This is a genomic window from Pedobacter sp. (genome assembly GCF_039594775.1).
Classification (GTDB): Bacteria; Bacteroidota; Bacteroidia; order Sphingobacteriales; family Sphingobacteriaceae; genus Pedobacter.
Map to the genome: position 1 here is coordinate 19,179 of NZ_JBCNMT010000005.1, position 10,654 is coordinate 29,832.

The following is a 10,654-nucleotide window of genomic DNA, read 5'->3' on the forward strand; positions in this document are numbered from 1 at the left end:
GACGAACATGAAAAAATATAGTTTTAGCATTGCGGCTATTTTAATCGTTGTAATGTGTTTGGCGGCATGTAAAAAGAAATACGGCTATTCGTTTGAGGATGGGTACAATCCAAATGGTGTTCCCGATACCCTGAAAAAATTGATTTTAGATACCTCAATTTATAAAGTAGACCGTTCGCAGTTTAATGCAGCTAGAGTATTTCCTGGTCTTGTGGGCATTGAAGAACCGCGTTTGAAAGGTATAGAAGTTACCTTAGACCTAGATTATGTAGTAAGTAACAATGATCATTTAAGGGTTTCTGTACCCCCTGGTGGCTATTTTAGTACTGGCATGTATGCGCCTGCCGGAGAACTGATCGAAATTGTAGTTCCTTCAGGTGTATATGGACTAACGGCTCAAATTGGCGCATGGACAGATAATTTAACCGGCAAGGATCCTTTAAGTAGAGCTCCAATAATTTATAGCCGCCAAGAATTGTTTCCTGGTAAAAACTTGTTGCGCAATCTATATGGCGGTCATGTTTGGATTATTCCTCCCCGTCCGTTAGGTAAAAAAGTAACTTTTCAATTTACAGGTGTAGTAAAATCACCAGATTTTGTACTGGGCGAAACGACTAATGCAGAGTGGAAGCAGATGATTGCTAACACCAAAGTTCCTTGGTTCGAGTTAAGAGGTAAACGTATTATTTTCACTTTGCCTGTAAATAAATTAGCCGACTATCCTATCGATAATCCCCAATTGCTCATGGAAACTTGGGACAAACAAGTTGAAGATGGTATCTGGAAATGGTACGGCTTATCTCCTGATGCCGTTGACGTGAGAGATAGAAATGCCATGTTGCCTTGGCGCATTGTGCATGATATACAACCTTCTGTTGGTGCGCAGCATAGTGGTTATCCCGTAGTGGCCACCGCAAATGATAACTATTTTAAGCAGGCAGTTACGCAAAGCCAGGTGATTGGATTTAACTGGGGTACCTACCACGAAATTGGACACAATATGCAAATGGGTTCTACTTGGAATTTTGAAGGCAACGGCGAGGTGACCTGCAACTTATTCAGCTTAAAAGTAGCCAAGCAAAACGGCTTTAAACACAGTAATTATAAAAGAATGCTTGATGCTGGTTTGGCTTATATCAACGCTGGTACAAAAAATTACAGTGCCACCACTACCTCGCTTGATGCTAGACTGGCCATGTACATTCAAATATTTGAAAGATACGGATACGAGTTTATGACCTATCTCACCACAGAAGCCAGACACGCCCGATTTGGAGCAAACAACAACCAAGATAAAATTGATTTTTTCTACGAAAAGTTATCTACTTACACGAATACCGATATGCAACCTTTTTTAACAGCATGGGGCATTACGGTGAGTACCGTTTCAAAAGCGAAAATATCAGCGCAATATCCTTTGTTAACAGAACAAGTTTGGCTTTCAAATCCAATCTAATTTAAATAAGATGAAGACATTAAAAAATACTAGACAAATGGTGAACAAAGGGCTTTTACTCTTGATGCTTTGCTTTGCCTTTTTGGGATGTAAAAAATATTTCGACCCACCAGATGTATTTGAAGAACAAACCATCGTAAATGTCAAAAGAAAAAAAGTTTTGCTGATTGGACTTGATGGGATAACGGGTGCAGACTTAAAAGCTATTGCCCCGCCAAAAATTCAGGAGATATTAACCAAAAGTAAATACAGCTATGATGGTTGGACAGATATGCCCGTTAGTGATGCTGGTAGTTGGAAAAATATCATGACAGGTGTAAGCATAGGAACCCACGGAGTAGCTGATAGTTCTTTTGACGCTTCATCTACCGTCATCGGTGGCGAACACGATGCAAGGGCAGTATATCCTACGTTTATTGAAAGGTTACAAGGAAGTGGCAAAATTAGATATTCAGCCGCGATTACCACTTGGCAAAAACTGTCGCAAAAGTTATTTATCTATTCAGATTTTCCAATTGTAGTCGCAAATGATGCGTTGGTAAAAGATTCTACGCTGAAAAAAATAGCAGAACCCAATATGGATTTGGTCATTGCTAATTTTAACGGCGCAAACAAAGTTGGCCTAACTGCAGGTTTCGATGCTAATGTACCGGAGTACAAAAATGCAGTATCACAATTGGATACTTACATTGGCGAATTACTTGCAGGTATTAAAGCAAGACCTACCTATGCCAAGGAAGATTGGCTGGTGGTCATTACCTCCACCCACGGTGGCGACGGAAAATCCTTTACATCGGGTAGCAAGCGTACACGTAACATATTTACCATTTACCATCAACCAAATTTTGTAGGTAAAGAGTTACCGGCACAGCCCGTGGTAGATGGGGTAACTACCTCTTCCAAAAATGTATTGGCAAGTCTTTCGGCGGGAAACTCTACTGCTTATGGCTTAGGTACCACAGGCGATTTTACCATCCAATTCAAGGTGAATTTAAAAGCCGTTCCCAGCGGTTCTAGCCATGCCACTATACTTTCAAAAATCAATGCGGCTTATGGTAATGCTACCGGTTGGGAATTTATGTACGAAGCGTCTACCAAATATTTCCGTGTGATTTTAGGTAGCGGTAGTTCTGCAACATTAAAATTTTTAGTAGGTACCCAAGTTACTGATCTTAATAAATGGTACAGCTTGGCATTAAGGGTACATACCGAAGGTGGTAAACGTTATGCACAACTTTTTCAAGATGGAAAACCCATTAAAGAACCTACGGATATTACGGGTTTTGCTATGGGCACAGGTTCGGACTTGGTAATTGGTACCATTTCCTCTTCTTTAGGGACATGCACGCAAAACGTAAATCAATTGGCTATTTACAATACAGCAATCTCGCCACAAGCTATTCAAGATTTTGTTTGTCAAGAGCAAATTCCCAATACCGACCCTTACTTTAATAATCTAATTGGTTATTGGCCAGGAAATGATGCGCAAGGCAATATCCTTAAAAACTATGCCCCAAATGTTACGGGTAAAGATTTAACAATTACTGCAACAAGCGGAGCAAACTTCGCTTGGGCTCCTTTAGCAGCATGGACATGTACATCAGGTAAGCTTTACCTTACCCATAACTCAGATATATCACAACAGATTTACTACTGGTTTGGAGTTAATATCGAAGCCAAATGGGTAACCAATGGTAAAGTTTGGTTATCAGATTTTGAATCTGAGTTTATAAAATAAGATCGTATTAAAGATTGCAACATGAAAGCGTCAAACATCAAACTATTTAAATACGTAATTCCTGCATTAACTATTGCTACTATTTTCGCTTGTAGCAAATTAGAAAATGATGCACTGAATACCGACGAAAATTTACCAAGTACATCGTTAAATATTAAGGTAATTAACGCGAAAAAGAATTTACCGGAACCCGGAGTAAAGGTTTTCGTTGGACGAAAAATTAGCGCTCAGGGACAATATCAGATTGTGGATACCATTAGAACTAATGCTAGTGGCGAGTTTAATTATGATGCCCGCTATCCAAATCAGTACAGGGTATTTTTAGATACCATGTTTTACACTGCCGATACGGTTAATCTGGTAATGGGTACAGCTACACCAAATAGTATAGTACTGCGTACAAATCCAAAATTTGGAATGTCGCCTGTAGAAATTAATGTGGTAGATAGTGCCGCCCTGCAGCCTATCGCAAATTTTAACGTAGCTGTAAGCTATAGAGCTTCTGGGAAGAATGATTTTACCATTGTAGGCACAGAAAAAACAAATGCATCGGGTAAAATTTTGATGTCATTACCGTGGCCATCTACCGTAAAGGCAAAAGTAGCAGATGCAGATGTTTACAAGGCGGATTCGGCTTTTGTACAGCATAAAGATGATACAGGCACAGCGGTCACGCTAAAAATATCGACGTTAGTTGGTTTAGATGTTAATGTATTCGATTACCTAGATAATCAATACGTCCAAGATGCTGATGTTAAATTTAGTATCAAAAAACAAGGGGAGAGCACTTTTACCTTGCTCGATACAAAAGCCGTTTCGGCAGTAGGTAAGGCAAGTATTTTTGTTGCTTTCCCGTCAGAAGTGAAAGTTGAAATAACAGGGCTTAAATTTTTTAAGGATACTGTATTTAATGTCAATGTGCCTAAATATGCTACGCATGTGTTAAGTGCGCCATTATATTTAAAGCCGCCAGCTTACAATGAACCTGTAATGACCAACTTGCGAGTGACTACGCTTGCTCTAAATAATGGAATTACCCTAGCAGATCCGCAAGATGTAACCACGGATAGAAAAGGTAATATTTACATCACAGATGGTAATACTCACAGAATTATTAAGGTTGATGCCAATGGAAATACCTCTGTGTTGGCAGGCAATGGTACAGCCGGAAAAACTGATGGACCGGGAGCTACCGCAACTTTTGCCTTTCCGTATGGCATTAAAGTAGCTAACAATGGTGCAGTTTATGTGGCCAACAATAATGGTTCTGGAAGCACTGCTTTTCATGCTATACGTCGATTAGATATTGCGCCAAATGGAGCGGCTACGGTAACCACTATTGCGGGTGCTGGTGCCTCTGGTGCCGCAGATGGTATAGGGACCGCGGCTACATTTAACCGACCAGCGGGTTTGGCCATCGATAAAGCAAACAGATACCTCTATACGGCAGAGTGGGGTGGTGCAAGAATAAGAAGGATAGACTTAACGAATAACCAAGTAAGTTTTATTGCTACTACTGGATCCAATCCATGGGGAGTAGCATTAGATGAAAATAACCAAAACCTCTATGTAACTGCTTGGAACGGAAATTCTATCAGTAAAATCAATTTGGCAAACAACAGCGTTACGGCTATTAGAACCGGAGCTACAACCAATTTCAAATCACCAAGAGGCATCTACGTGAGCTCACAGGGTAAAATTGTGGTGTCTAATTTCGATAACCCGGGCACTGGTCAAGGTCATTACCTGTCTATGGTAAATGCACTTAACGAAACTGGTACCTCAACCTTTAGTTTGGTCGCTGGAGCAACTGCTAGTGGCGATGTTTTGGGAGCGGCAAGCTCGGCAAGATTTAATGGCCCAATTGGTATTTGGTATGATAGGTATACTGGCAATTGGTATGTGGCAGATGTTGGCAATAAGAAAATTAAGGTCATCAGGTCGAGCGATATTTAAATTAACCTCTAATGCATGGGTTGCTTCAAGCAATCCATGCTATTAACTAAAAATAACCAACTAAACTTTAAAGGATGAGAAAATTCTACAACTTAAAAAAACAATCCTTAACCAATGGCGTAGCTATATTGCTTGGGATGGGGGTATTTGCACTAACTGATGTAAAGGCTCAAAAAACATATAGCCGTGTAGACTCAACGTCAATTTCAGGTGGAATATTAAATAACGTTAGAGCACAAAAGATGATTTTTGGCTCCATCGATGCAGTTAATGATGGTAAAGATCAGGATTTGTTAATATTCAAAGTAGGTAACGAAACAACAAGCGCTACGCTTACTTTTACTGGGATTGAGTTGTATAAAAACAATGGTACTGGGACTTATACTTTAAATGCCTCTACATTTGATGTATTAAAAAAAGGAAATGGAGCATGGAGTAAAACCGACGGTAACATTGTAACTAATGGACTTAACAGCAGCGATGTTAAAACAACTATTCTGTACGCTCGAGATGGAAGTGGTAATTATGTTAAAATAGTTAACCCTGTTAATGGTACAAGTGAATTTCCGGGTACCACTGGTTTTGTAGGCTTTATTGATTACAATGGTGATGGCAAAGACGATATATTTTTGGTTGATAATGAGACTGGTGCAAGCTTTCTGTACCAAAATTTAGGTTCAAACCAATATACATTGTTGGTTAATCCAGTAGATGGAACTAGCAATTTCCCAGTAATGATTCTAAATAGTTATCAGGTAACTGGCATAGTAATTGGCGATTATAATAAGGATGGCAAACAAGATATTGCTGTTTCCGCAAAAATTGGAACCGGTGCTAATGATACCTATACTTCTATTTATAAAAACAATGGTAATGGTACTTTTTCTAAAGTTTCAATTACTTTAGATGGTACACCAAATGCTAATTTTACAGGCATGGGGAATGGTAGTATTGATTTTGGAGATTTAGACGGAGATGGTTTCGCAACAGATATAGCAGTTCAAGGTAATACAAGCGGCAATACTAACACAACTTCTAGGATGATCAAAGTATATAAACAAGATCCGAGTAATCCAGATGTTTATACAACGGTGTTAACCTACGGAAACGGTAGTACAGGTCAAACTAATCATCAAGGGGGTAAAAGATATGGTCAAGTAATATTTGGTGATTTAACCGGCTCGGGCTTTAAAAAAGATTTGATTACTACAGGGCAAACGGCTACCGGATATGTAACTACAGAGGTGCTTATCTGCAAAGGAGCGCCCTACACTGATTTCACTGTTTATTCTAGATACGGCAACAATCCTTCTGTTTATACTATTAATACTACAGCATTTGCCAGTTTTATTTGGGATTATGCTTCAAACTCAAATTATCGTTTCTTCGCCTTTGGCGATATAGATGGAGATGGTAGGAAAGATGATGTGGCGAAGTTTGGTATCCCTGCTAATGCAGGTTCGGCAAGTATTGCAGCTTTGTATACGTATAATGACACTCCGCTACCAGTAAACTTTATCAGCTTTGCTGCTAAGTCCACTACCAGTGGTGTGCAATTAAGCTGGAAAGTCGCTTCAGAGACTAATCATAAGCAATATATCGTAAGCCGTAGTAATGATGGAGTGAAATTTACCTTAGTAGAAACAACTACAGGTTACAGTTTGGTTGATAAAAATGTACCATCGGGTACTTATTACTACAAGTTAGAGCAAGAGGATTCAGATGGGAAAATTAACCATTTAGATACAAAAGTTGTAAAGGTAGGCTTAGCTGACAACAAGTTGAGCGTTTATCCCAACCCAACTAAAGGTGTGGCAACGGTAGCTTTGGCTGCTGGAGCTTACACTACTTATACGGTGGTTGGTGTACAGGGTAATACCGTTGCCTCTGGAAAAATTAATAGTGCAGATACTGCGGTTGATATCGACCTAGCATCGGTAGCGGCAGGTACCTACATCATTAGGTTAATAGGTGCAAACGGCAACACGGCTGCAAGAGCTATAAAATTATAATGACGATCATAGAGGATGCACGAAAGTACATCCTCTATGTTTTAAAAGCATTTTATTTAATAAGAATTGCTAAAATTGACTTATCCACACACACAAATGAAAAAACTAAAAGCAATCCTAGCCCCGTTGTTAATTGGCGTAGCAAGTTTAACCGTTAATGCACAGCCTTCCACGGTAAAAACAGACACCATTCCTTTGAAATATGGAGCCCACAGAACAGGAAACCGAACCGATGCCGAAATGGAACGTTGGCGAAGTTATGGTCTAGGCCAGTTTATCCACTGGGGGGTGTATGCCATACCGGGAGGTCAGTGGGACGGCAAAACCTATGGCGGGGCAGCGGAATGGATACGTTCTTGGAGCAAATCTACGGCGCCGGAAAATTGGACCAATACCTACGACAATTTCTACAAACAATTTAACCCTACTAGTTTTGATGCGAAAGCTTGGGCAAAGCAGGCTAAGCAAATTGGGGCAAAATATGTGATATTCACCACTAAACATCATGATGGTTTCTGCCTTTGGCCAAGTAAATACACTGATTATACCATCAAAAATAGCCCTTATAAAAAAGATATTGTAAAAGAGGTAGTGGATGCCTACAATGCTGAAGGTATAGATGTTTACTTATATTTTTCGATTATTGATTGGAACCATAAAGGTTACAGAAGTGCGGCTCCAAAAACTGCGGAAGAAATTGCGGGCTATGAAACATTCAAAAAATTTACACGCAACCAACTGCTCGAACTACTTAAAAACTATCCAACCGTAAAAGGTCTGTGGTTTGATGGCTCATGGGATCAAGCTTGGATTAAAGAGGCCGCTTATACTGATGAATTGGAAAAGGAATTGCGCAAGGTACATCCAGGTTTAATTATTGGCAGCCGTTTTAGGGCCGATGAAAATGGTAAACGTCACTTTGACTCGAACGGTAAAATGATGGGCGATTATGAGCAAGGTTGGGAACGTAAATTACCAGCCAGTATCGACGTAGTAAAGGGGCGTGATTGGGATTGCGTAATGACCATTCCGCCAAATCAATGGGGCTACAATGCAGATTGGAAGTCATCGTACATTAAAACAGACTACGATTTGATCCAGATGTTATTGCATTCGGTATCATTAAATGGTAACTTGGTGATTAATTTTGGCCCAGATGGGAAAGGCGCTATCCGTCCCGAAGAAGGTGCAATTGCAGCTGGCATTGGCGAATGGATGCAGCAAAATTCTGAAGCCATTTACGGTACTAAATATGCAGGCCTGCCTAAACCAGAATATGGGTATTATACCCTAAAAGGAAATAAGCTTTATTTAACGGTTTTCAACCGACCGGTAAATAATCAATTGCGTTTGGCAATTCCTCAATCTTATGGGAAAGGGATACAAAAAGCTTCTTTTTTGGTCGGCAGCCAGTCATTAAAAGTTAAAAAAACCAATATGGGCATAGATAGGGATAGCAATACATATTTTGATGTTACCTTGCCTGCAGATTTTAAAGCAGACAAGCCCTTTGTGGTCGTATTTGATTTAAGTGAAAGTAACGGAAACAATAAAAATTATGGTGATGCAAAGACCTAAATTGTTAATAGGCTTGTCAATGGTTCTTTTCTTGGGCATAGCTTTTAAAGGTGATGCCCAAGAAAAAAATTATATCACCAGGAAGTTTAACGAAAGATACCACCAAGAAGCATTTGACAAGGACATTGCGCAATGGCGTATGAACGAATTAGTTGATTTGCGCCATAAAATCAACAGCTTATCCGCTACGCAAAAAGCCTATTACATTAATTTAGCTAATAAAGCCAACAAGTATGATTGGCCCAGTATTACTGCATCTTTATATTTAGATTATAAACACAAAGGCCGACGCGTAGATTTCGAAAATTTGCACAACAAGCGCCAAGAAATGATTTCACTTTTAGCCATAGGTGCAATCATTTCTGATGATGATACCTATATTCCCCAATTGGTAAACGGACTATGGCTTTTACTCGAAGAAAGCACTTGGGTGGCTCCGGCTCACATTGTAGTACAAAAACAAGGCGCTGATTTGCCTGCCGTATCAACTTCTTATATCGATTTGCACGCTTCCCGAACAGGCTATCGTGCGGCGTTAATTCAATTTCTTTTAAAAGATAAACTAGAGAAATATTCTAAAGTTGTCAACCAAAGAATATCTGACGAGCTAGATAAGAGAATCATTCAACCTTATCTAAATAATGATAGGTTTTTTTGGATGGGTTTAAATGGAGGGGTCGTTAATAATTGGAATGCCTTTAATAATTCTAATTGTTTCAACGCCTTAATTTATTCGCAAGTATCAGCTGATACGCTCAAGCAATTGGCCCAAAAAATTATCCTCAGCTCCGATGCCTTTTTAAATCATTATCCAGCTGATGGAGGTTGTGACGAAGGTCCTTCTTATTGGGACATGGCAGGCGGTCGTTTAATTAATTTGTTAGATCAGCTAAAAGCCATTTCATCAAATCACATTGATTTTGCGGAGAACAAATTGTTGCATAACATGGGAAGCTATACCTATAAAATGCATATCAGCGATAAATTTTATACCAATTTTGCTGACGCTCACGCTATTTACACTCAAAATCCAGTGAGTATATTTCAATACGGATCAATGTTTAACGACGAGAAGTTGAAGGAGTATGCAGCTTTCGTTTTTGAGCAACGACGTAAAGAATGGGGTAACGATATCGTTGATTTCGTAGAACTTTTGAAAGTCCATCAAAAGTTAAGTGCCACCCCGGCAAAAGCACCATATCCTAAGCGTACATCGCTACCTAATTTACAGGTTTTTACGGGACGTCAGCAAGAAGGTTCCAATAAAGGGTTATTTTTCGCGATTAAGGGTGGCCATAACAACGAAAGTCATAATCACAACGATATTGGGAATTTTATTGTTTACGTAGATGGCAATCCCCTATTAATTGATGTTGGTGTTGGAACTTATACGGCGAAAACATTCAGTAAGCAACGGTATGAAATCTGGAATGTGCAATCCAATTGGCATAACTGTCCAACCATTAACGGATTTGAACAGAAAGATGGTAGAAAATATGCAGCTTCAAAAGTAAATGAAATCCATAAAGATAATATGGAGCAAATATCAATGGATATCTCAAAATCTTACCCTACAGAAGCCGGAATAGAATACTGGGATAGAGAAATTATATTGGATAGGTCAAAAAAGCAAATTAACATCACTGATAAATTTGGATTGAATAAAACGATAAAGAACAATGAGCTTAACTACATTGCCGTGATCAAGCCAACCTTAACCACAGGTAAATTAAATTTCGACAACAAAGCAACATTGCAATTTGATGCTTCCAAATTCGATGTCGTCATTAATCAAAAAATAATGGATGATGATAGACTGATAAAGGCTTGGGGAAATCAAATTTATCAAATTAAGCTGGTCGCTAAAAAAGCACTCCTAAAAGACAGCTATCAAATCATTATCAAATAGAATTA

6 protein-coding genes are annotated in these 10,654 nt (G+C 39.2%); all 6 read left to right on the forward strand.

Annotated elements, in window-relative coordinates:
• Nucleotides 1-7 precede the first annotated feature (7 nt).
• Nucleotides 8-1,456 (forward strand): M60 family metallopeptidase, encoded by a 1,449-nt coding sequence (locus ABDV71_RS13140; RefSeq protein ID WP_343533283.1) that lies wholly within the window; start codon nucleotides 8-10, stop codon nucleotides 1,454-1,456.
• A 10-nt stretch (nucleotides 1,457-1,466) separates the two neighbouring features.
• Entirely contained in the window at nucleotides 1,467-3,194 is a 1,728-nt protein-coding gene (locus ABDV71_RS13145; RefSeq protein WP_343533285.1) for a LamG-like jellyroll fold domain-containing protein, read from the forward strand.
• 21 nt (nucleotides 3,195-3,215) lie between these two features.
• Entirely contained in the window at nucleotides 3,216-5,150 is a 1,935-nt protein-coding gene (locus ABDV71_RS13150) for a hypothetical protein (RefSeq protein WP_343533287.1), read from the forward strand.
• Between the two features lie 74 nt (nucleotides 5,151-5,224).
• On the forward strand, nucleotides 5,225-7,162 hold the full coding sequence (locus tag ABDV71_RS13155) for an FG-GAP-like repeat-containing protein (RefSeq protein ID WP_343533289.1): 1,938 nt from the start codon (nucleotides 5,225-5,227) through the stop codon (nucleotides 7,160-7,162).
• A gap of 96 nt (nucleotides 7,163-7,258) precedes the next feature.
• Complete coding sequence (locus ABDV71_RS13160; RefSeq protein ID WP_343533291.1) at nucleotides 7,259-8,740, forward strand: alpha-L-fucosidase; 1,482 nt, start codon at nucleotides 7,259-7,261, stop codon at nucleotides 8,738-8,740.
• Nucleotides 8,727-10,649, forward strand: coding sequence for a heparinase II/III family protein (locus ABDV71_RS13165; RefSeq protein ID WP_343533293.1), 1,923 nt, complete (start codon nucleotides 8,727-8,729; stop codon nucleotides 10,647-10,649). Before ABDV71_RS13160 ends, ABDV71_RS13165 begins: the two co-directional genes overlap by 14 nt.
• Nucleotides 10,650-10,654 lie beyond the last annotated feature (5 nt).